Below are 23,037 nucleotides of genomic sequence, written 5' to 3' on the forward strand. Positions count from 1 at the left end.
AATGAGAATGGTGGACCTAATTGCAAAAAAACGTGATGGACATGCATTAACGACAGAAGAAATTAACTTTATCGTTGAAGGATACACAAATGGTAATATTCCAGATTATCAAATGAGTTCACTTGCAATGGCAATTTTCTTCCAAGATATGAATGATCAAGAACGTGCAGATTTAACGATGGCAATGGTAAATAGCGGTGATACAATTGACTTATCAGCCATTGAAGGGGTAAAAGTAGATAAGCATTCAACAGGTGGAGTTGGTGATACAACGACGCTTGTATTAGGTCCATTAGTAGCTGCTTTAGATGTACCAGTTGCGAAAATGTCTGGACGTGGTCTAGGACATACGGGTGGTACAATCGATAAATTAGAAGCAGTACCAGGATTCCATGTTGAAATTGAAAATAATGAATTCATGCGTCTTGTAAATGAAAATAAAATTGCTGTTATCGGACAAAGTGGAAACTTAACACCTGCTGATAAAAAGTTATATGCACTTCGTGATGTAACGGCAACAGTAAACTCAATTCCGCTTATTGCAAGCTCGATTATGAGTAAAAAAATTGCTGCTGGTGCAGATGCAATTGTTCTTGATGTAAAAACTGGAGCAGGAGCATTTATGAAAACAGACGAAGATGCAAAACGTTTAGCAGAAGCAATGGTACGAATCGGTAATAACGTTGGTCGTAATACGATGGCAGTTATTTCTGATATGAGCCAGCCGCTTGGTGAGGCTATTGGTAACGCATTAGAAGTACAAGAAGCAATTGATACATTACAAGGTAAAGGACCAAAAGATTTAGAAGAGTTATGTTTAACGCTTGGAAGTCAAATGGTATACCTTGCTGGACAAGCTTCATCTTTAGAAGATGCTCGTGAAAAGTTAATTGAAGTAATGAACAACGGCAAAGCGCTAGAATCATTTAAAACGTTCTTATCAGCGCAAGGCGGCGATGCATCTGTTGTTGATGATCCTTCTAAATTGCCACAAGCACAATTTAAAATTGAAGTGGAAGCAAAAGAAGACGGTTACGTATCGGAAATCGTTGCAGATGAAATCGGAACAGCAGCAATGCTTTTAGGAGCAGGGCGTGCAACGAAAGAGTCTGAAATTGATTTAGCAGTTGGTCTAATGCTTCGCAAAAAAGTAGGCGATAGCGTGAAAAAAGGTGACTCTCTTGTTACAATTTACGCAAACCGCGAAAATGTTGAAGACGTAAAAGCGAAAATTTATGAGAACATGAAAATCGCTAAAGACCACGTAGATGCACCGACTTTAGTACACGGAATTGTAACGAAGTAATAAAGTGAAACTTTAATCAGTGGGGGGCTTCATTACCCACTGATTATTAGTTGAACCAATCGGGCTTTTACGGGCAGTTGATCCCACACCTAACTTCTTTGCTTTCGCTGAATTTTGAGGTAGGGGTCTTACTGCCCGCAAATAGCGGGATAAAAAAAGCTGAGGAGATTTCTCCTTGGCTTTTTTTACTATTTTTTGTTTATAATAGTAATGGGTGAAATTATGATTAGAATTTGTGCAATAACGAAAAAAAATGAAGTTTTATATGATGTTTCGCTAGAAGAAACGAAAAAAGAAAACATCGTATGGTATTGGCTTGATTTATATAAGCCGACGAAAGAAGAGTATATATATATTTTACAAGATCATTTCAAATTCCATCCTCTTGCAATTGAAGATTGTGTAGAGTATGTACAGAGGCCAAAGGTAGATTTTTATGATGGATATAACTTTTTAGTTCTTCATGCATTCGGAGAAGACGGATTAGAACCGCATGAAATCGATTTATTTATTAGTGATCGATATATAGTCTCTTTCCATTTCTCTCATAACAATGCGATTGAAAGAGTATGGAAAACGCTCGGTGAAAAGAAACGTATTAAGAAGAGTCCTTTGCATGTAGCACATACAATTATTGACCAAATTGTAGATGATTATTTCGCACCTGTTTATTACATCGAAGACCATTTAAATGCAATTGATGATAATTTAACGGGTGAGACAGCAGGAAGTGTGCTAGAAGAAGTATTTGATATTCGTGCGGATTTATCTAAGCTAAGGCGTACGATTATTCCGATGCGTGATTTATTGTATCGTATATTAAATTCAACACGTTTTTACGGTATAAGCGATCATGAAATTTATTTTAAAGATATACATGATCATTTGCTTAAACTGACAGAGATGATTGAAGCGAGCCGTGAATTAACAGCAGATATTCGAGATAGTTACTTTTCATTGAATTCCCACCATATGAACAATATTATGAAAACATTAACTGTTTTCTCAACTATTTTCATGCCGTTAACATTTATTGCAGGGGTATACGGCATGAACTTCGCACATATGCCAGAGCTTGGCGGGAAGTATAGTTACTTTATTTGTCTATTAATTATGGCGTTAATTGGCGGCGGAATGATGGCTTGGTTTTATAAAAAAGGTTGGTTTAAGTAAAAAAACACCGAGGATTTCCTCGGTGTTTTTTACTAGCCAATAGCGTGTAATACGAACATGGCTAAGAATAAGCATGTAATGATATACATGGACGGTGCGACTTCTTTACGCTTTCCAAGAGCAACTTTCAAGATAGGATAAGCAATAAATCCGAACGCAATGCCATCAGCGATACTATATGTGAGCGGGATCATAACGATAATTAAAAACGCTGGAAATCCTTCTGAAAAGTCGTTCAGAGGAATTTGTTGAATGCTTGTAATCATCAGGCCGCCAATAATAATTAAGATTGGTGCAATGGCACTATCAGGAATTAGTTTGACAAACGGAAGCGCAAACAGTGATGCGAAGAATAACAACCCAGTAACGATAGACGTCAGACCTGTTTTTCCGCCTGCAGTAATACCTGCGGCACTCTCTACTGTTGAAACGGTAGGGCTTGTGCCAAATAGACCACATGTCATTGCTGAAATTGCATTTGCTTGGTAAGCACGTGGGAATTTACGGTCATCTTCTAATAAACCGTGTAAAAGTCCCATGTTCTCAAAAATAAGCACCATGCTTAAGGAGAATGTTGCAATCCAAAATGGTAAGGAAGAAAGTTTCCCAAATGACATAGCTCCAAACACGTCGCCATAATTAGCGAATGAAAACGAACTATTTCCCATTTGACTCGTATCAACAAGACCAAACAGCCATGCAATACCAGTGCCAATTGCAATCGTCCATAAAAAGCTTCCACGTACGTTACGCACAAATAGCACAAGTGCGATAATAAGAGTAAGTAGTGTGGCAAGAACGACAGGACTACTTAATTTCCCCATTGCAACAGCAGTATTAGGATGCGAAACGACTAAACCACCTTTTTGCAAGCCGATGAAAGCTAAAAACAACCCGATACCGACAGTGATCGCTTCCTTTAATGACTTTGGAATCGATACCGAAAGCACGCGAGCAATCGGTGTAAAAGCAGCAATTGCAAAAATAATACCGGCGATAAAAACAGCTGCCAATGCTTCTTGCCAAGTTAAACCGAGCGTATGCACAGCAGTGTACGTGAAGAATGCATTTACACCCATACCAGGGACAAGAATAGCAGGTGCATTTGCCCAAAATGCCATGAGTAGACATCCGACAAATGAACTGAAAACAGTTGCCAAAATTCCTGCCTCAAGAGGAATGCCGGCATCTGATAAGATTGACGCATTTACAATCATAATATAAACAATTGTGAAAAATGACGTGACTCCAGCTAAAACTTCTTGTTTTGGTGATGTTTGGTGTAAGTCTAATTTAAATGTTCTTTCAAGTATTCCTTTCATGTTAAACCTTCTTTTTCATATCCCTCTCCCACCCGTGATATCTCTTATGTAAGAGCTCACCGTCCTTTATTATATCAGAACATCATGTTTTTACAACAACGAAAATGATAACGTTTACTTATAAACGAAATTATTTATAAATACGTAAAAATGGCTCGTATGGTTGAAATGATTTCTAGTTCTCCAGATTGAATGGGCGGGGCTGCTTGTGCATGTAAAGTAGCATAGGATGCAACCTCCCGTGGTAATTGGGCAGATTCTTCAACGAGTGAGAGGGGAACAGGATTAATGTTTAAATTGTATGTACTCGCAATAGCACGAGCTTTTTCTACTGCTTGGTGCAGAGCTTGAATGAGAGCTTGCTCATAATATTTATTTGGATGAGATATTCGAAAACGTAATCCTTTTGCTACGTTTGCACCATTCGTAACGGCTATATCATATACTTCCCCTGCTTTTTGCACATTTAAAACGGTAATTTCATACAAATGCTCCACACGGTAGCCTTGTAGTAATGCTTTATCATTTACATATTCGTATTGAGGAGTAATCGTATAAGAAATGGTTTCTATATCTTTATCGGCAATACCGAGCTGTTTGAGTGCATCCAGCAATTGTTTCGATTGCACTGCATTTTCTTCTTGTGCTTGTTTTACATTTTTACTATCTGTTCGAATGCCCAGTGTTAATATGACAACATTTGGTTTTGCCTTTATAATGCCTTCTCCTTGTACAGTAATAGTAGCTTCTTTACCAGTATTTGTCGTACGGATATTATGTAAATACGGATTCATTCCACTTTGCATTTATGCTCACCATCCTTTTTTACATGTATATGTGTGAACAAAAAAGAAAATCGTATGAAAAAAGTTACATAAATGAGAATGTTGAGGGAAGAAAGCATATACAACATAGGTATTTATAGATTATAATATGTGTAAATATGATAAAAAAGGGACGAGGCTAGTGAACGAAAATAGAGAAACACTGATTTTAGATTTATCTGCATCATTTCGAAAGATGATACGTTTATTACAAAATGATATTAATACACGTTTTTCAGAGCATATGCCATATAACGAATTCTCTGTATTACGTGCGTTATTTTTAAAAAGTCCACAGATGGCTTCGCAAATTGCGAGTGAAGTAAACGTAACCTCCAGTCATATTACAGCTGTAACAGATCGTCTCGTGCGAAAAGGATTTGTTGAAAGAAAACGTTCAAATTCAGACCGTCGTATCGTATACTTAGAAATTACAGAAAACGGACGAGAAGTAACTGAAAAACTTGAAGCTGTGCGTAAAGAATATTATAAAGAGAAATTTAAAGGTTGGAGCGACCAAGAGATAGAAATGGTTTTAGAGCTATTTGGCCGCGTATTATAATAAATGAGGATAGGAAGCGAGAGCTTTCCTATCCTTTTTCTTTTGAATAAAAATATTTTGAAACTCCGATACTTTAATTAAACAGATCGGAGGAAAGATTATGAAATATATTGCTGCACTTACCATTTTACTTGGAAGTTTTTTCTGCTTACATACATTCATGTACGCCGATACCCCTATCCAAGTGGTGCAAAAAGAAGTGAAGTACATTGAAAACGATAATACTGTCTTATATTCGAAATTATGGGTTCGTTCTATGCAAAACGCAGTGTTATTTCATCATAGCGATAATGTTCGTAATCAGGACACTCTGCGTAATGTAACAAGTTCATCGCTCGTTAAAGCGAAGCAATTGCCTTTTCAGAAAGCATCTATGTATATTCCAAGATTATCACAATACGTATCAAAAGTAGGAAAAGAAAATATTCAAGTGTACTACATTGCGGTGCGCTATAACGTGAAAAAAGAAAATGCATATCAGCTAAATGGCATGAACTATTTTCTGCAAGTATTTGTGAAAGAGCACGGGGAATGGAAAATTGCTGAAAGTGTAGTCGCACCGACAGAGCAAATTGTGCAAAATGGCGATGGATTTGGGATGAAAGAAGAGATGGTGTATGGGGATAGGAGAGAGAATGTGAAATAACCTCCTTTTGAGAGGAGGCTATTTCGTATGAAGTAAAAATTTTTTATTTATCAAATAGTGAAGTATTACATAGCTAAATAGTCCTATTATTATGAACCCAGCGTAATAACTTAATAGCGGATCGTTTTTTCCACCTGTTATCCAGCCTCCTAATAGAGCAAAACATATTGTAACACACGGTATAAATAAACCATTTAGTTTAGTGAATAATAATATTTTACCGTTATTTTCATTTGGGGTCCGATCATATAAAAATACTCCTAATGGTAAAAGGATGAGAATATATAGAATCGGAGTGATAAGCTTCCAGATAGGCTGAAATTGATGGCGCTCCTTAACGGATTCTTTTAAATTATTTATGTCTACTTCCTTTACTTTTGGATTGAATGTATAAGATATATAAGTATTATTAGTAGGTACAAAAACTTCAACGTTCTCTATATATGATGTATAATTCGCTTTCTTAAGGAAAAATTCAGTTGTAGATACATTTGTGTGAATCCAAGCAAAATGAAACAGTAACATGCCTAGTCCAGATGGTAATATAATGAAAACTAAGCTTAATATACTATGTGAAATAACATTCCCAGCAATTGTTCCGATAAAAATAGCTATTGTAAAAATCGCAATCCATGTAATGGTAACATACCATAATAATGTACGCATTGGCCCAAAAGAGTGATATTGGTTAAAAAGATTAATCTTTAGGATGAAATACATTAAGATGGCATTAAGACTCATTATGAATATAATTGTGATTGTCCCGAATAGCCACTTAGAAAGAAAAAGCTCTTTTCTTGTGAATGGCATTGCAAATAACAGATAGTCTGTTTGATTTTGTCTTTCCCAACTTATTAATGAACAGGCAAGTAATATGAAAATTGGGATGAAGGGAATGATAAGAGTATCTCCATTTAAACTATAGCTGAAATAACCATCTTCGTTTGGTTGAACCTGTAAATCATTAAAGTAGCTAATAGGTAAAAACCAAAAACTACTACAAGCAAAGAGTAAAAGAATGTACTTGCTTTGCTTATAATGATATAGCCATAAAGCTGTATGAAACATGTAATCCCTCCTGTAGCAAAATTACGATAATGTTGAATTTATTTAGTGTTCCAAGAGACCTTCAATTTCAATATTTTAGATAGAAGAAAATAGCTAATTATGCTTGCGCCAAAAAATCCAATATAAAAATTAAGTAATGATTTGTCTCTCCCTAAGACTAAACCACCAACTATTCCTATAAAGAAAATAGCAAAGTACATAACTATTTTTTGTAACTTCGGATATAGTAAGAAGCTACCGTTTCGCTCATTGACTGAACGAGCATATAAATACAGACCGAGTGGTAATAAAATAATGATATGTGTAATAGGTGCAATCAATAATTTTGCTGTAGGAACATATGTAAAGTTTGGCTCATTATGACGTACTCCATCTGGATCGGTATAGGCACTATGTGGATCATAATCAAATCTAATACGAAAATCTTCTGCTGGACCAGAAATACGTATGTTTTCTAAGAAATGGTTCATATCATTGCTGTTCTCATGAAAGTCAATATTTGAGTGAACAGCGATGACTCCTGAGATAAGTGGTGGAAGTAATAATGGGAACATGAATATAGCTGCAGTGAGAAGTCCCTGCGAGATAATATTCCCTGTAATTGTTCCTATACACAAGGCAAGCGTATAAATAGCGATTAATACAATTAACATGTATATAAAATAAGAATGAAATGGGGAAAACACTTGATATTTATTATGAAAAGTCATCTTTTTCATAATAGCAAATAGTCCCCAGTTTATACTAACAGCTGCTACAATGTTACAAATACCAAACAACCATTTTGTCATAAAAAGGTGTGAACGTTTAAAAGGCAGAGACCAAAGAAAATCAATGGAGTTATTTTGCCTTTCCCAACCGATTAACGTACAGGCCAGAATGATAAGTGCACCACCTTGAAAGATGACAGGGTCCATAAGTGATAAACCAAAATTGTAATGATATATATAGTCCCCTTCTTTTTGCATCTTTAGAAGGTGTTGTTGTTCAATCGATGCTATATAGTATTTGTATGACAAATTGTAGAAGCTAACGAACCAAAACAGCCATACAACATATTTACTTTGTTGATACGTTCTTAGCCATAGAGCTTTTTGAAACATAGGATCTCTCCTTTAAAAAACTTTGTAATTTGTTAGGCGTGATAATACAACATAAGTAATGATTCCAGCGAGAAACAAACCGATATAGTAGTTAAATAAGAAACTAAATTGAGTTATTTTATAGCCACCTAGTAATGCAAAGTAAATGGTTGTCCCCCATATCCATATTCGTAAATGTTTTTGGAAAATAAATATCTTTTGAGTGTTTTCATTTGGCGATCGTGTATATAAATATGCACCAAGTAGTAAGTAAAATATTGTATAAAAAATAGGGACTAACATCGATTTAGCAGAATAATACGTATAAGATGCTGGATCTCTTAAAGTAGTTGGATTATTTTCTTTTTTTCGTGATTCTGGATTATATTGGTGATAAATCGTGAAATTATATATCGGTGCAACTATATTTGTTTTTTGATTGATTTCATCAAGCTGTTGATACAAGTTTTCATTTCTAGTATCTGTAGCATGTAAATAGTTTATTGTAAAATTGTACAATAATGAAGTAAATGTAAGTCCCATTAGTAGCCATGGAATACAAAAAACAACTTGTGAAACAACGCTCCCAGTAAAAGTACCGATACATAATGCAGCTGTATAGACTGCAACATAAGAAACAATGGCATAAAGAAAGTATCGATGAAATGGACTAAATGATTGATACTCAAAATGAATTGTTGTTCTATAAATAACGTACATAAGGATCCAGTTTACAAGGAGAGACCCTGTAATCCAGAATGAACCGAAAGCCCATTTAGAGAAGAAAATATCTTTTCTTGTAAATGGCATTGTCATAAGTAGGGTATTAGACTGGTTGCTACGTTCCCATCCTATTAATAGACAAGCTAAGGAAATAATAAGAATGGTTAGCCAAAAACTATTACCTGTATTTGACCAAAAAGCATAATAGTAATAGAACGTTCCCTTTTCTTGCAATTTATAATAATTAGCAAGTTGTTGCTGAGCTGCTTTATAGTATCCGAAAGATAAAAGATAAAGTGTACTCAAGAAAAATAGTAACGCAGCATATTTCCCGCGCTTCCAATTCCACATCCACAGCGCCTTATGAAACATACCCATCCCCCTCAAGTGTCGTAACGAAGACATCTTCAAGTGACATTGATAATTCTTCAATGAGTATTGGTTGCTCTTTATAGAACTTCTCCAGTGTTGTAGCCACATTTCCCTTAATTAAGATTGTATATACTTTTCCTGTTTGATTTAATATTTTAATATTGCTTAAGTTTTCTAGTTTTTGAGGTAGTGATCGTTCGTAAGCAACTTGGACTTTAGCAAATCGTGATTTTGCATCATCTAGTGATGTAATAGAATCTATTGTATGTCTTTTTAAAATAATGATTGTATCGGCAATTTTTTCAACTTCGTCTAAATGGTGAGTGGAGATGAAAATTGTAATTTCTTTCTCTGCTACTTCTTCAACGAGAAATTGTAGAATCTGTCTTTTAACGATAGGATCAAGTCCGTTTGTCGGTTCATCTAAAATGATATATTCTGCTTTTGCAGCGAAAGCTAAAATGATCGCAAGCAGTGCTTTCATTCCTTTTGAGTAACTACGAATACGTTTGTTTGGTAAATTAAAACGTTCTAACAGTTCATAGAAATATGGTTCATCAAATGCAGTATAAACTGCTTTATAAAACTTCACGATTTCCTTCACTGTATATCCGTTTAATATATTAGTAGAATCTGGAACGTATACAACTTTTTGTTTAATTTCAGGATGCTTATGAACATCTATATCCTCATATGTAACAGTTCCTTCATCGGGGTCTAAAATGCCGACCATCGTTCGTAATAAAGTTGTTTTCCCTGCGCCATTTCTTCCGAGCAATCCGACGATACTACCTTTTTGTAATGTGAAAGAAACATCGTCTAAAATCGTTTGGTTATCAATTGTTTTCTTCAAGTTTGTCACTTTCAGCATCTGTATTTCCTCCAATCTCTTTATAGTATGAATCTATCCAATCGTGAATTTTATCTTTCGTAATCCCTAGATAAGAGGCTTCTAGTAATAATTGATGAAATTGCTTTTCAACCATAGCGATTTTCCTTTCGTCTAATGTTGGGGTAATCGATTGGGCTACAAATGTTCCTTTTCCTCGTAATGTTTCAATAATCCCTTGTCGCTCTAATTCTTGATAAGCTTTACTTACTGTATTTGGATTTATAACGAGCAAAGAAGCGAGCTCGCGTACAGAAGGTAGCTTATCACTTGGAGCTAACATATTTTTTAGTACGAGCTCTTTTATATTTTGAACAATTTGTTCCCATATCGGAGTGTTGCTTCTTGGATCAAGTTGAATATGCAAGAGCAATGTCTCCTTCCTGATGAGTATTAAGTGTACTACTACGTGTAATACACTTAATACAATATCGGCAATTACTTTATTTGTCAAATGAAATTAATAGAAAAATATGGTATTAAAAATGAGTAAATTGGAAAAAATAGGTTTGATATAGAATGGAGGGTTAGTCATGAAGCGAGTTTTTGGAATACTTGTTTGTTTCATGTTATTGCTTTCTGGTACTTCAGTTAGTTTTGCGCAATCTGAGAAAACGAAGCCGGAGAAAACAGAAGAAGCCGCGCCGAAGTTAGCGGAACAAGCGTCGTCAGCGATCGTAATTGAGCAAGATACAGGTAAAGTTTTGTTTGATAAAAATCCGAATGAAAAGTTACCACCTGCTAGTATGACAAAGATTATGACAATGCTATTAATTATGGAACAAGTTGAAAAAGGAAAACTAAAACTAAACGATAAAGTTAGAGCGAGTGAACACGCAGCTTCAATGGGCGGATCACAAATTTTTCTAGAACCTGGGGAAGAGATGACTGTAAATGAAATGTTAAAGGGCATTGCAATTGCATCTGGAAATGATGCATCTGTTGCAGTAGCCGAGCATATCGCTGGTTCAGAAGAAGGATTCGTAAATATGATGAACAAAAAAGCGAAAGATTTAGGACTGAAAAATACACATTTTCAAAACCCAACAGGTCTCCCGGCGAAAGATCATTATTCCACAGCAAATGATATGGCTATTATGGCGAAAGAATTGATGAAGTATCCACTTATTCGAAAATATACAGGTAAATATGAAGACTATTTACGTGAAAATACGGATAAGAAATTTTGGCTCGTTAATACGAATAAGCTAGTACGTTTTTATCCTGGAGTAGATGGAGTGAAAACGGGCTTTACGACAGAAGCGAAATATTGTTTAACAGCATCGGCTGAGAAAAATGGTATGCGTGTTATTTCAGTTGTTATGGGCGCACCTACATCAAAAGAGCGGAACAATCAAGTAACGAAGCTTCTTGATTATGCATTTGGACAATACATGACAAAGAAATTGTATACACGTGGTGAGAAAATTAAGACTGTACAAGTAGGAAAAGGTAAGGAAGAAAAAGTAGATTTAGTTGCGTCAGACAATGTGTCTCTTCTTATGAAGAAGGGCGAAAATATGGACAAAGTAAAACAAGAAGTGATTGCTGAAAAGAAAGTGAAGGCACCGATTAAAAAAGGTGATGCACTTGGCACACTTGTTATTAAAAGAGATAAAGATGTTTTATTAAAACAAACAATTGTAGCGAAAGAAGATGTTGAGGCAGCGAGCTGGTGGGAGTTATTTAAAAGAAGTTTTGGGATGTTTTCAACATCAAAATAGCGGCAAAAATTTTGACGTTTTTCTGTTCGTATTTACTGAAATAATTGCTGAAAGGTTTCACTTTATGACGAAATAGTTCTTCTTTTGTCAGTAGGAAGGATTCTGATTTTATATCACGAAAATCTTATGTTAATGAGTAAAGTTTGAGCATAAGGAGGAAATCGTGTGAGTCTTTCCATGCATTTAGAAGTAAAACGTGACATCTTATGTGTGAGGCTAGAGGGCGAGTTAGATCATCATACTGCTGAAGAGTTGCGAACGAAAGTCACAGATATGATTGAGACACATGGTGTTCATCATATTATTTTGAGCCTAGAGAACTTAACATTTATGGATAGTTCTGGTTTAGGCGTTATATTAGGCCGATATAAACATGTAAAGGGATTAGGTGGAGAAATGGTTGTCTGTGCAATTTCACCTCCTGTTAAGCGTTTATTCGAAATGTCAGGCCTATTCAAAATTGTTCGTTTAGAAGAAAGTGAAGCGCATGCGCTCGCGACGTTGGGGGTGGCATAAATGAGAAATGAAATGAACCTTCAATTTTCAGCGTTAAGTCAGAATGAATCATTCGCTCGTGTTACGGTAGCTGCTTTTATTGCGCAATTAGACCCGACGATGGAAGAACTAACAGAGATTAAAACAGTTGTGTCAGAAGCGGTTACAAATGCAATTATTCATGGGTATGAAGGAAATGCAGAAGGTGTTGTTTATATTTCAGTGATTTTGGAAGAAGCAATGGTGAAACTCACGATTCGAGATGAAGGGATTGGTATCTTTAACTTAGATGAGGCAAGACAACCCCTTTTTACAACTAAACCTGAATTAGAGCGTTCCGGAATGGGATTTACTATCATGGAAAATTTTATGGATGAAGTAGAAGTTATTTCAAACGAATCTTTCGGGACAACAATCCATTTGACAAAATACTTATCAAATAGTAACGCTCTATGCAATTAAGGAGAATAGCCAATGGACATAGAGGTCAGAAATGAGAAGAAGAAACCTCAGTTAAAGGACCACGAGCTAAAAGCGTTAATTCAAAAAAGTCAAGATGGAGATCAACAAGCGAGAGATACAATCGTTCAAAGTAATATGCGTCTCGTATGGTCGGTTGTGCAGCGATTTCTTAATCGAGGATACGAACCAGACGATTTATTTCAAATTGGATGTATTGGACTCTTAAAATCGGTAGATAAATTTGATTTATCTTTCGACGTGAAATTTTCAACATATGCAGTTCCAATGATTATCGGTGAAATACAACGATTTTTACGTGACGATGGATCAGTGAAAGTAAGTAGATCTTTAAAAGAAACAGGAAACAAAGTCCGAAAGATGAGAGACGAGCTTTCGAAAGAATTTGGAAGGGCTCCAACGATTAATGAGGTAGCAGAGGCTCTTGAACTAACGCCGGAAGAAGTTGTTCTGGCGCAAGAAGCGAGTCGTGCTCCTTCGTCGATACATGAAACTGTGTATGAAAACGATGGAGATCCAATTACTATTTTAGATCAAATTGCAGATCAATCGGAAACGAAATGGTTTGATAAAATTGCTTTAAAAGAAGCAATTAGAGAATTGGATGAACGAGAAAGGCTAATTGTGTATTTGCGCTATTATAAAGACCAAACCCAATCAGAAGTAGCGGAGCGCATAGGCATTTCGCAAGTACAAGTTTCAAGACTTGAAAAGAAAATATTAAAACAGATGAAAGATCGAATAGATGAATAGCTATCTATTCGATTTTTTTATTGTCACGAAAAGGAGAAGATTCCAACTATTGCTAAAAAAATTACAGAATTTATTGATAATTCAGTTAATTTAAACTATAATCCAAGTATGAACTTGTCACAAAGGGGGAAGGAAACATGGAAACGAGGCAACAATGGGGAACGAGGGCTGGATTTATTTTTGCAGCAATCGGTTCCGCTGTTGGACTAGGGAATATATGGCGTTTTCCTTATACAGCGTATGAAAACGGGGGAGGCGCATTCTTTTTACCGTACTTATTTGCATTATTAACAACTGGTATTTCATTGTTAGCTTTCGAGTTTGCTCTTGGGCATCGTCATCGTGGTTCGGCGCCACTTACATTCGTCCGTATTCATCCACGTGCTGAATTTATTGGGTGGTGGCAAATGTGTGTGACATTTATTGTTTCAACATATTACGCTGTAATCATTGCTTGGTCTATTTCATATACGTACTTTGCAATTACTGGAGCATGGGGGAAAGACACGCAATCATTTTTATTTAAAGAATATTTACATGTTGCAGATAAGCCAGGACAATTCGGTGGGCTCGTACCAGAAGTATTAATTCCATTGGCTCTCGTTTGGATTATTGTGCTTGGTGTTGCATTTAAAGGAGTTAGAAAAGGAATCGAAGTTGTTAACCGCATTTTTATTCCTTTACTAGTTGTTATGTTCCTTATTATCGTTGTTCGTGCAGTGACGATGGAAGGTGCGATGCAGGGGCTAGATGCATTCTTTAAACCAGATTGGAGTCGTATTTTTGATGGGAAAGTATGGCTTGCTGCTTACGGTCAAATTTTCTTTAGTTTATCTTTAGCATTCGGAATTATGATTACGTATTCTAGTTATTTACCGAAAAACTCAGATACAACAAATAATGCTTTTATTACAGGATTTGCAAATTCAGGATTTGAATTATTGGCAGGTATTGGTGTCTTTGCAGCTCTTGGATTTATGGCGAATAACATGGGGGTACCGGTTGATAAAGTAGCTAGTGCTGGTGTAGGACTTGCATTTGTAGTATTCCCGCAAATTATTAATGAGTTACCGATGTCGCCGTTATTTGGTGTATTATTCTTCTTATCTCTAACTGTTGCTGGAATTACATCACTCATTTCACTTGCAGAAGTATGCTTTGCCGCTGTATCTGAAAAATTCGGTTTGAGTCGTCAAAAGACGATTGGAATTATGGGAACGCTATTAGTATTAGTTTCTCTTGTTTTTGCAACGCGTGGTGGACTTATGTTCCTAGATGTTGTTGATTACTTCGCTAACAATTTTGGATTGATTACAATTGCACTCGTTGAAGTAGTTACAATAGGACTAATTCTACGCCGTTTACCAGTTTATCAAAATCATGCAAACTTTGTATCTGATATAAAGTTAGGAACGTTTTGGAGAGTGAGTTTACTCGTTATTACTCCACTTATGTTAGGGTATATGTTAATTGATGGTACAATCCAAAACATTAAAAAGAACTACGGAGGTTATCCAACAGAGTTTGTTGTAACGTATGGTTGGTCGATAGCGGCAGCGTTTCTTATAGTTGCACTAGTCATTAGTCTGAAGAAATGGAATGCACAAATACATTCAGACTCTGCCCAGCTTGAAAAAGAATGGAAGGACCGAGGTGTTTCATGATGAGCGGATCAGCGATTATGATGATGGTTATAGGTATGGTAGTCATTTGGGGAGGACTTGCATTAAGTATTGCAAATTTATTTAAGAAAAAGACATAAGCTAAAAACATCTGTACCGAAATGGTACAGATGTTTTTTTTATGAAAAAATTGTATTAGAAAAAATTCCAATAACCATACTACAACTACGAGGAAGAGTGAAGGGGTGAATGAAAATTGGAACAAACGATTTATATTAAAATGCGCAATCGCTTAAAAGTGTCTCCTACGTATGAAGTAAAGCTGAGCGATGTTGCGCAACTTGCCGGAGATTCTTTGGTAGTTGAGTCGTTACAAAATGAGATAGTCTACAAAATAACAGCGCATGATAAAACACATGTTGTAATTGATGTTATGAAAGTGATTGAGATTATTCAACAAAAAGCGGCTCACATACAAATTAATTTACTTGGTTCTGGACAAACTCTTGTTGAAATTATATATGAAAAAAAGAAAGTGCATCCGGTTTTCTTCGGACTTGTATGGTTGTTACTTTTCATTGGAGCGGCCCTTGCGATCATTTATTTCCATGAAGATGTAAGTATGCAACAAGTACACCAACGGTTATATTACATGATTACTGGAGAATTTAAGGCGCAACCACTTTTATTTCAAATTCCTTATTCATTAGGTCTTGGATTAGGTATGGTCTTATTTTTTAATCATGTATTTCAAAAGAGAATTAATGAAGAGCCGAGCCCATTAGAAGTTGAGATGTTTCAATATCAGCAGTCGCTTGATCAATATGTAATTGTTCATGAAAACAAGGATAATATGAAAAAGATTGCTGATGATTGAATGTGCATTTGTTGTATTAATTGGTTTAGCTGGAGGGATTGCAGTAGGTAGCGGATATGTCGCGTTTTTAGCTGTACTAGGTATAATCCCTCGTTTAGCTCAATTAACGAGAAGTGGAAAGCATATTCAATATTTTGAGTGGGCGGTCATTGCAGGTACTTTAGCAGGGTCTTGGTGTAGTTTGAAAAATATTACATTTCAAGCGTCACAATATTGGCTTGTTATATTAGGGATATTTTGTGGCACATTCATTGGAATGCTCGCTGCGGCGTTAACGGAAGTGTTAAACGTTTTACCTATTTTAGCGAAACGAGTAAGGGTAGAGGGGAAAATTGTTGTTTTACTCGTTGCTCTTGTACTTGGGAAAGTAATAGGCTCGTTGTTTCACTGGATTTATTTCGTAAAGTAGGAGGCAATATATATGGCAGGGCGAAAATTGAAGGACGATTACATAAATAAAGTGAAGGAGTACCATCCAAAACCGAACTATTTCATAAATTGTGTGAAGGCATTTCTTGTTGGTGGACTCATTTGTACGGCGGGAGAAGTGTTGATGAAATTTTATATACATTACTTTCACTTTAGTGAGAAAGAGGCAGGAAATCCTACAGTTGCAACTCTTGTTTTACTATCAGCAATTTTAACAGGGTGTGGTGTATATGATAAAATCGGGCAGTTTTCTGGAGCGGGATCAGCAGTACCAGTTACTGGATTTGCGAATTCTATGGCGAGTGCCGCACTAGAACATAGGAGTGAAGGGATTGTTCTAGGAATCGCTACTAACATGTTTAAGCTTGCAGGAAGTGTCATTGTATTTGGAGTCGTCGGTGCATACATTATCGGGTTAATAAGATATACATTTCAAATTTTAATGTCTTAAAGGAGGGGTGGGTATGAGATTGACAGGAAAACAAACGTGGGTATTTCAAAATGATATCTTCGTGAATGCAACTGGTACTGCTGTCGGTCCGAAAGAAGCTGAAGGCCCTCTTGGAAAGGATTTTGATATTTCATATTCTGACTTACATTGCGGAGAGGAAAACTGGGAACTTGCTGAACGAAGGTTAATGTCAGACTCAATTCAACAAGCGATGCAAAAAGGGAATATAAAAAAATCGCAAATTGATTTCTTTTTAGCGGGAGATTTATTAAACCAAACAGTGACAGCAAATTATGTTGCTCGTGAGTATGGTATTCCTTTTTTAGGGATGTTCAGCGCTTGTGCGACGTCAATGGAAACTTTGGCGGTTGGATCAGCTTTTATAGATGGTGGATTTGCGAATCGTATTTTAGCTACAGTAAGTAGTCATAATGCGACGGCTGAAAGACAATTTCGTTACCCAACAGAATACGGAGGGCAAAAGCCAGAGACAGCAAACTCAACTGTTACTGGAGCAGGGTCAATATTGATTAGCAATGAGGAGAGTGAAATTAAAATAACAGCAGCAACAATCGGCAAAGTACAGGATTTAGGAATTGCTAATCCTTTAGATATGGGATCAGCAATGGCACCAGCTGCTGCTCATACAATTCAACAGCATTTTGAAGATTTGAGAAGAAGTGCAGCTGATTATGATCTTATTGTTACTGGTGATTTATCAGCTGTTGGGACACCAATTGCGAAACAACTTTTACTTGAGGAAGGGTATGATTTGGGGAATGTATACAACGATTGTGGATTAATGATTTACAATTCGAATCAAGAAGAAGTGTTTGCAGGGGGCAGTGGTTGTGCTTGTTCAGCTGTTGTAACATACGGCCATTTATTGCGTGAAATGCAAAAAGGGAATTTACAAAGAATTTTTGTCGTTGCAACTGGAGCTCTATTAAGCCCCATGATGATGCAACAGAAGGAAACGATTCCAACGATTGCGCATGGTGTTGTGTTTGAAAGCGTTAAAGGAGAGTGAATTGTGGATTTTGTATATGCATTTCTTGTAGGAGGAGCTATTTGTGTAATTGGACAAGTGCTGCTAGATTTCGCAAAGTTAACACCGGCACATTTAATGGCAACTTTTGTAGTCGCCGGAGCTATTTTAGACGGATTCGGATTGTACGATAAGCTTATAAAATTTGCAGGTGCTGGGGCAACAGTCCCTATTACAAGTTTTGGACACTCACTATTGCACGGGGCAATGCATGCGGCAGAAAAACATGGATATTTAGGAATTGGAATCGGTATGTTTAGCTTAACGTCTGCGGGGATTTCAGCAGCGATATTATTTTCATTTTTTGTTGCACTTATATGTAAACCGAAAGGATAAATCAAATGAGACGAAGGGTTGTTTTGGTCACAGATGGAGATGAATATGCAAAGCGGACAATTGAGCTGTTAACAAAGGAATTTGGGGGAAGGTGTATTTCAGCATCGCAAAGTAATCCGACCAAATTGACAGGGAAGAAAGTTGTTGAGCTTATTATGCAAACGCCATATGACCCTGTATTTGTCATGTTTGATGACAGCGGATTTATAGGAGAAGGATCTGGTGAAAGGGCGTTAAAGTATGTCGCAACACATAAACAAGTTGATGTACTGGGTATTTTAGCGGTAGCATCTAATACACATCATTGGGAATGGGCGCGTGTAGATGTAAGTGTAGATCGGAATGGGAATTTGACAGAATATGGCGTTGATAAATTTGGACTCCCAGATGGTGAAATTGGCAGGATTAGTGGGGATACGATTTATTGTTTAGATGGTCTGAATGTTCCTCTCATAGTGGGGGTCGGTGATATTGGCAAGATGTGCGGAAATGATGAATGGGAAAGAGGGTCACCTATTACTAGAAAAGCGATTCAATTAATTTTGGAAAGGAGTGGGTTTTATGACGAAGCCTAAAAAAGTGAATATCCCGATTTCATCTTTTTTAAGTGATAATGAAAACTACTTAAAGCAAACAGTCGGACTCGGTGTTACATACGATGTTGGTATTCGTAAATTTCAAATTTTAAATAAAGAAATTGGTGTGTTATTTGTAAATGGACTTTGTGATACGAATTATATTATCCCTATTTTAGAAGAAGCGGTGGATACAAATGAAATAAGGGATGTAGAAGAAGATACAGTGAAGCTTTTAGAGAATCGTTTAATCCATCAACAAGTAAGTAAAGTGAAAACGATGGATGAGGTAATGCTCCAAGTATTATCAGGACTCATTATTATATTTGTGGAAGGCGAAACGGAAGCGTTCGCAATAGATGTTCGTAGTTATCCGGGCCGGACACCGACAGAACCAGATACAGAAAAGGTAGTACGCGGTGCAAGGGATGGTTTTGTTGAAAATATCGTTGTAAATACAGCATTAATTCGTAGAAGGATACGCGATCCACGTCTTCGAAATGAAATGATTCGAGTCGGAGATAGATCGCAAACGGATATTTGTATTACATACGTTCAAGATGTTGCAAATCCAGATTTAGTAAAGATTATAAAACAAGAATTAAATAACATTGATGTAGACGGGATTACGATGGCGGATAAAACAGTAGAAGAATTTGTAGTTAAACAAGGTTATAATCCATTCCCGCTTATTCGATACACAGAAAGACCAGATGTAGCAGCAAATCATCTATTAGAAGGACATGTGTTAGTACTCGTTGACACATCACCAAGTGTTATGATCACTCCAACAACATATTTCCACCATTTACAGCATGCAGAAGAGTTTAGACAAAATCCAGCTGTAGGTACATTTTTACGTTGGGTACGTTTTTTAGGTGTTATATTTTCGCTGTTCTTACTGCCATTTTGGTTAGTTTTTGTTTTTAATCCAACTCTTTTACCGGAAAGTCTTGCTTTCATTGGACCAAACAAGATGACGCACTTACCGATTTTATTACAAATTTTGATGGCGGAAATCGGGCTCGAGTTTTTAAGGATGGCTGCCATTCATACACCGACATCATTGTCGTCTGCAGCAGGATTAATTTCTGCCATATTAATTGGTCAAATTGCAATTGATGTAGGTTTATTTGTACCAGAAGTTATTTTGTATGTAGCGGTTTCTATGATTGGATCATTTGCAACGCCGAGTTATGAACTTGGACTTGGAAATAAGGTTGGAAAATTGTTTGTCATTATTTTAACAGGCATATTTCATGAGATGGGATTTGTAATCGGAATGACGATATTGATTCTATTTTTAACTTCTATTAAAAGTTTACAAACACCGTATTTATGGCCGTTTTTACCGTTTGATTGGGGCGCGTTAACAAAAATTTTGCTCCGTCCAACTATGTCTAGTTTAAAGGTTCGTCCAAGTATTGTAAGACCTCAAAATGTGCGAAGACAAAAATAAGCGGGATTATGCTTCCGCTTATTTTTTATTGAAAATTTATTGTTTTTTTAACAAAAATCAAACATTTTTTTTGTACAATTAGAGTAGATATTGTGTATGAAAGGGGAAGAGGACATGATTAAACTATTTGTAAGTGATTTAGATGATACGCTCGTTTACAATGTGAATCATATGCAAAAAGAAGATGAACGAGCGCTTTGTTGGCTAGCTGAAAAAGGGACAAATATTTGTTTTGCCTCTGGCCGTTTTACTCACCGAATTGATGAGGCGGTAAAAAGGTTTTCGTTCCCGTATTACACAACTAGTTTAAATGGAGCGACAATGATGCTACCGGATGGAAAAGTATTTCATGAATCGAGTTTTGAAGATGGGGTTGCCCAGGAAATATATCGATATATACATAAAAAGGGACTAGCAGATATTGTTTGTGCAAATGAGCAGCGATATACAAAAAGGAAGAATGAACATCATCATACTTTTGAAGAGTATATGGGAGTGCATATTGCTGAAATCGAAGAATTAGAAGAGGAATTTGGGAAGACTGTACATCCTTCGAAATTATTTGTTTTTGGAGAAGAAGAAATAATTGTAGCATTAGATCAAGAGTTGCGAGATACATTTCATAGCGAAGCGGAAGTTTTTATATCGGGTAAGCGATATGTTGACATTATGCCAAGAGGTGTAAGTAAAGGAAGCGCTCTGAAGCGATTAATGGAACATTTACAAATTGAAGCAAATGAAGTTGCATGTATTGGAGATTCTTTCAATGATATTTCTATGTTTGAAGTAACCCCGCACTCCTTCACCCTCCATCATGCTCATCCGTATGTGAAGGAGAAAGCAAATCATGTTGTTCGTTCGGTTGAAGAGGCTATTATGAAATTACCGTTACTTGTATAAAAAAGAAGCTCGTCACTGGCGAGCTTCTTTTTTACTTGAATAAAGATTTAACGAAATCAATGATACTAGAGAAGAAATCTTTTACTTTATCTAGGAAACTTTGTCCTTCTTCAGATCCTAAGAAGGCAGACACATGGTCTTTTGCTTTATCTAATTGGCTACCAACTTGGTTCCAATCGATATTAAGATTTTTCATTTTATCAAATAACGATACTAAGTTATCCAACTGTTCATCTGTTAATGTAATGCCAAGTTGATCAGCAATTTTTTTAATTAATGAACGTAAATCTTCAGTTGTTTTTGGCTGTTCTTTTGCAATCTCTTCTTTAATTTTTGCAACAAGTTGAACTGCTTTTTCTTCACCGATTTTATCACCAAGTTTTGCTGTTTGTACCATTTCTTCATTGGCTACTTTTTTAACATCTTCTGGAATTTCTTTGTTCGATGTTGTTTCATAGGCCTTCATTAAACCTGTTAAAGCAGCAGTTCCGGAAACTTTAAATGGTGCAGTAATTTGAATCTCTGCATCTTTCACACCTGCTGTAATAAGTGCATTTGTGTACATTGCATCTGTTATCGAATTAATGTTTTTTGAGCGTACAATGAGACCTGACCCTGGTTTTGTGTATGTAATCATAGAAGAGGAAATTGCTCTTGTACCAATTTGTGCTTTTGGAACAATTCCTTCTAGAAATTTATGTTCTTCCGCATTAGACACAGTGATGATTGTAGCGTCTTTTGGTGCTTTCATTTCTTTTAACAGCTCTTGTTTTTGTTGTTCAGATAAGTTTTCTCCTAGTGTAACAATTGATTCTCCCTCAATGATGTCTGCAAATGAAGCTGTTGGCATAATAAATACGGCTACAGCTAATAGCAGAGCTAGTAATTTCGCTTTCACGAAAAATCGCTCCCTTTCTCTTTCTGAAATTTTCGGGCAACACAGTTATTATAGTATATTTTTAAAATTTGTCACCTAGCTTTTTCCACATTTCGAAAAAGAAGTATGCAGATTGTCGGATTCTTTTTGTTTCTCGTCATGAATATGGTAATATAGTGCTGAGATAGTTGAAAGGAGACATATACATATGAAAACTTTAGGATACATATTAATGGAAAATGGCGAAAAAATCGATTTAGAATTTTTCCCAGAAGAGGCACCAAAAACAGTAGAAAACTTTAAAAAATTAGCAGAGCAAGGATTTTATGATGGTGTGACATTCCACCGAGTTATTCCTGGCTTCGTAAGCCAAGGTGGAGACCCAACAGGCACAGGTGCAGGTGGCCCAGGTTACTCTATTCCATGTGAGACTGATGGAAATCCTCATAGACACCTTGTTGGATCACTTTCTATGGCACATGCTGGTCGTAATACAGGTGGTAGCCAATTCTTTGTTGTTCATGAGCCACAACCGCATTTAGATGGCGTACATACTGTATTCGGTAAAGCAACAAGCGGTATTGAAACGGTATTAAACATGCGTCAAGGCGATGTAATGAAAGAAGTTAAAGTTTGGGAAGAATAAGTTGTGAGAAAAAGAGAGCGATTTTGCTCTCTTTTTTATTTCCTATAAACAGGAATTGGTATATATTTTAAAGTATATGACACAAATAGGACGGCTACTAACTTTAAATTATATTGTTCATGAGAACACACTTTTAACAAAATACATAGGATGGAGTACGAATTATATGCTTCAATAAATGTATTTCTCTTAACATATTGCTTTTGGTAGAACTACTTTGTTCAAAAGTGGTTAATAAGTGAAATGTGATGAGAAAGGGATTTTCCTTTTAGTTCCTATACAGTATTGTCTCTTTTTTGAGCGGTGTAATAGAAAGAAATAGCGTGGAAACATATATTTGACTTTCTTCCTAACGCTTTGTATGATTATCAAGTTGTTTCAGCCTCTTCTCACTCTGG

General features: G+C 36.2%; 27 protein-coding genes. 19 read left to right on the plus strand and 8 right to left on the minus strand.

Annotation, left to right across the window (positions count from 1 at the left end):
• Position 1: 1 nt before the first annotated feature.
• Both CQZ94_RS05820 and corA read left to right on the plus strand, forming a co-directional pair.
• Positions 2-1,306 (plus strand): pyrimidine-nucleoside phosphorylase, encoded by a 1,305-nt coding sequence (locus CQZ94_RS05820; RefSeq protein ID WP_105584621.1) that lies wholly within the window; start codon positions 2-4, stop codon positions 1,304-1,306.
• Between the two features lie 210 nt (positions 1,307-1,516).
• Entirely contained in the window at positions 1,517-2,479 is a 963-nt protein-coding gene (gene corA / locus CQZ94_RS05830; protein WP_142395759.1) for a magnesium/cobalt transporter CorA, read from the plus strand.
• A 32-nt stretch (positions 2,480-2,511) separates the two neighbouring features.
• On the opposite strand, the gene CQZ94_RS05835 is transcribed toward corA, so the two are convergent.
• The gene (locus CQZ94_RS05835; RefSeq protein ID WP_105584624.1) at positions 2,512-3,801 is read right to left on the minus strand and encodes an NCS2 family permease; all 1,290 of its coding nucleotides are present in this window, start codon (positions 3,799-3,801) and stop codon (positions 2,512-2,514) included.
• Positions 3,802-3,935: 134 nt separating this feature from the next.
• A complete protein-coding gene (locus CQZ94_RS05840; protein WP_071746969.1) occupies positions 3,936-4,607 on the minus strand; it encodes an SIMPL domain-containing protein in 672 nt (223 codons plus the stop codon).
• Positions 4,608-4,767: 160 nt separating this feature from the next.
• Between CQZ94_RS05840 and CQZ94_RS05845 the strand changes: the two genes are divergently transcribed.
• Both CQZ94_RS05845 and CQZ94_RS05850 read left to right on the plus strand, forming a co-directional pair.
• The gene (locus tag CQZ94_RS05845; protein ID WP_002088468.1) at positions 4,768-5,187 is read left to right on the plus strand and encodes a MarR family winged helix-turn-helix transcriptional regulator; all 420 of its coding nucleotides are present in this window, start codon (positions 4,768-4,770) and stop codon (positions 5,185-5,187) included.
• A gap of 100 nt (positions 5,188-5,287) precedes the next feature.
• Positions 5,288-5,833 (plus strand): hypothetical protein, encoded by a 546-nt coding sequence (locus CQZ94_RS05850; RefSeq protein ID WP_105584625.1) that lies wholly within the window; start codon positions 5,288-5,290, stop codon positions 5,831-5,833.
• An 18-nt stretch (positions 5,834-5,851) separates the two neighbouring features.
• On the opposite strand, the gene CQZ94_RS05855 is transcribed toward CQZ94_RS05850, so the two are convergent.
• From CQZ94_RS05855 to CQZ94_RS05875, 5 genes are read right to left on the minus strand one after another with little or no spacing between them, the layout of a single operon-like run.
• Positions 5,852-6,901, minus strand: coding sequence for an ABC transporter permease (locus CQZ94_RS05855; RefSeq protein ID WP_105584626.1), 1,050 nt, complete (start codon positions 6,899-6,901; stop codon positions 5,852-5,854).
• Between the two features lie 38 nt (positions 6,902-6,939).
• Positions 6,940-8,004 carry an ABC transporter permease subunit gene (locus CQZ94_RS05860; RefSeq protein WP_105584627.1) on the minus strand — a complete coding sequence of 355 codons (1,065 nt, stop codon included), beginning with the start codon at positions 8,002-8,004 and terminating at the stop codon, positions 6,940-6,942.
• A 12-nt stretch (positions 8,005-8,016) separates the two neighbouring features.
• Positions 8,017-9,078 (minus strand): ABC-2 transporter permease, encoded by a 1,062-nt coding sequence (locus CQZ94_RS05865; RefSeq protein ID WP_105584628.1) that lies wholly within the window; start codon positions 9,076-9,078, stop codon positions 8,017-8,019.
• Entirely contained in the window at positions 9,068-9,949 is an 882-nt protein-coding gene (locus CQZ94_RS05870; protein ID WP_105584629.1) for an ABC transporter ATP-binding protein, read from the minus strand. The genes CQZ94_RS05865 and CQZ94_RS05870 overlap by 11 nt, the downstream gene beginning before the upstream one ends.
• Positions 9,915-10,334, minus strand: coding sequence for a GntR family transcriptional regulator (locus tag CQZ94_RS05875; RefSeq protein WP_002145907.1), 420 nt, complete (start codon positions 10,332-10,334; stop codon positions 9,915-9,917). The genes CQZ94_RS05870 and CQZ94_RS05875 overlap by 35 nt, the downstream gene beginning before the upstream one ends.
• Positions 10,335-10,500: 166 nt before the next feature.
• Between CQZ94_RS05875 and dacF the strand changes: the two genes are divergently transcribed.
• From dacF to CQZ94_RS05950, 14 genes are all read left to right on the plus strand, one after another.
• Positions 10,501-11,691, plus strand: coding sequence for a serine-type D-Ala-D-Ala carboxypeptidase DacF (gene dacF, locus CQZ94_RS05885; RefSeq protein ID WP_105584630.1), 1,191 nt, complete (start codon positions 10,501-10,503; stop codon positions 11,689-11,691).
• 165 nt (positions 11,692-11,856) lie between these two features.
• The gene (spoIIAA, locus tag CQZ94_RS05890; protein WP_105584631.1) at positions 11,857-12,207 is read left to right on the plus strand and encodes an anti-sigma F factor antagonist; all 351 of its coding nucleotides are present in this window, start codon (positions 11,857-11,859) and stop codon (positions 12,205-12,207) included.
• Positions 12,208-12,648, plus strand: a complete 441-nt coding sequence (gene spoIIAB, locus CQZ94_RS05895; protein WP_001243400.1) for an anti-sigma F factor — start codon at positions 12,208-12,210, stop codon at positions 12,646-12,648.
• 12 nt (positions 12,649-12,660) lie between these two features.
• A complete protein-coding gene (sigF, locus tag CQZ94_RS05900) occupies positions 12,661-13,419 on the plus strand; it encodes an RNA polymerase sporulation sigma factor SigF (protein WP_002111619.1) in 759 nt (252 codons plus the stop codon).
• Between the two features lie 137 nt (positions 13,420-13,556).
• On the plus strand, positions 13,557-15,083 hold the full coding sequence (locus CQZ94_RS05905) for a sodium-dependent transporter (RefSeq protein ID WP_105584632.1): 1,527 nt from the start codon (positions 13,557-13,559) through the stop codon (positions 15,081-15,083).
• Positions 15,083-15,181, plus strand: a complete 99-nt coding sequence (locus tag CQZ94_RS05910; protein WP_105584633.1) for a methionine/alanine import family NSS transporter small subunit — start codon at positions 15,083-15,085, stop codon at positions 15,179-15,181. Before CQZ94_RS05905 ends, CQZ94_RS05910 begins: the two co-directional genes overlap by 1 nt.
• Before the next feature lie 116 nt (positions 15,182-15,297).
• Positions 15,298-15,918, plus strand: a complete 621-nt coding sequence (locus CQZ94_RS05915) for a stage V sporulation protein AA (RefSeq protein ID WP_105584634.1) — start codon at positions 15,298-15,300, stop codon at positions 15,916-15,918.
• Positions 15,911-16,327 carry a stage V sporulation protein AB gene (locus CQZ94_RS05920; RefSeq protein ID WP_105584635.1) on the plus strand — a complete coding sequence of 139 codons (417 nt, stop codon included), beginning with the start codon at positions 15,911-15,913 and terminating at the stop codon, positions 16,325-16,327. Before CQZ94_RS05915 ends, CQZ94_RS05920 begins: the two co-directional genes overlap by 8 nt.
• A 12-nt stretch (positions 16,328-16,339) precedes the next feature.
• Complete coding sequence (spoVAC, locus tag CQZ94_RS05925) at positions 16,340-16,798, plus strand: stage V sporulation protein AC (RefSeq protein WP_002067042.1); 459 nt, start codon at positions 16,340-16,342, stop codon at positions 16,796-16,798.
• Positions 16,799-16,811: 13 nt separating this feature from the next.
• Entirely contained in the window at positions 16,812-17,828 is a 1,017-nt protein-coding gene (gene spoVAD / locus CQZ94_RS05930; protein WP_105584636.1) for a stage V sporulation protein AD, read from the plus strand.
• 3 nt (positions 17,829-17,831) lie between these two features.
• Positions 17,832-18,182, plus strand: coding sequence for a stage V sporulation protein AE (spoVAE, locus tag CQZ94_RS05935; protein WP_002192610.1), 351 nt, complete (start codon positions 17,832-17,834; stop codon positions 18,180-18,182).
• Positions 18,183-18,187: 5 nt separating this feature from the next.
• A complete protein-coding gene (gene spoVAEA / locus CQZ94_RS05940) occupies positions 18,188-18,757 on the plus strand; it encodes a stage V sporulation protein SpoVABEA (RefSeq protein WP_105584637.1) in 570 nt (189 codons plus the stop codon).
• On the plus strand, positions 18,744-20,216 hold the full coding sequence (gene spoVAF / locus CQZ94_RS05945) for a spore germination protein SpoVAF (RefSeq protein WP_105584638.1): 1,473 nt from the start codon (positions 18,744-18,746) through the stop codon (positions 20,214-20,216). Before spoVAEA ends, spoVAF begins: the two co-directional genes overlap by 14 nt.
• Positions 20,217-20,312: 96 nt before the next feature.
• The gene (locus CQZ94_RS05950; protein ID WP_142395760.1) at positions 20,313-21,116 is read left to right on the plus strand and encodes a Cof-type HAD-IIB family hydrolase; all 804 of its coding nucleotides are present in this window, start codon (positions 20,313-20,315) and stop codon (positions 21,114-21,116) included.
• A 31-nt stretch (positions 21,117-21,147) separates the two neighbouring features.
• Here the strand turns inward: CQZ94_RS05950 and CQZ94_RS05955 are convergent, their stop codons facing one another.
• Positions 21,148-22,014 carry a DUF1002 domain-containing protein gene (locus CQZ94_RS05955; protein ID WP_002111608.1) on the minus strand — a complete coding sequence of 289 codons (867 nt, stop codon included), beginning with the start codon at positions 22,012-22,014 and terminating at the stop codon, positions 21,148-21,150.
• A gap of 187 nt (positions 22,015-22,201) precedes the next feature.
• Here CQZ94_RS05955 and CQZ94_RS05960 point away from each other — a divergent pair, with 187 nt between their 5' ends.
• Positions 22,202-22,639, plus strand: a complete 438-nt coding sequence (locus CQZ94_RS05960; protein ID WP_000853785.1) for a peptidylprolyl isomerase — start codon at positions 22,202-22,204, stop codon at positions 22,637-22,639.
• Positions 22,640-23,037 lie beyond the last annotated feature (398 nt).

This window comes from Bacillus sp. MYb209 (genome assembly GCF_002975175.1).
In the GTDB taxonomy this organism is placed as follows: domain Bacteria; phylum Bacillota; class Bacilli; order Bacillales; family Bacillaceae_G; genus Bacillus_A.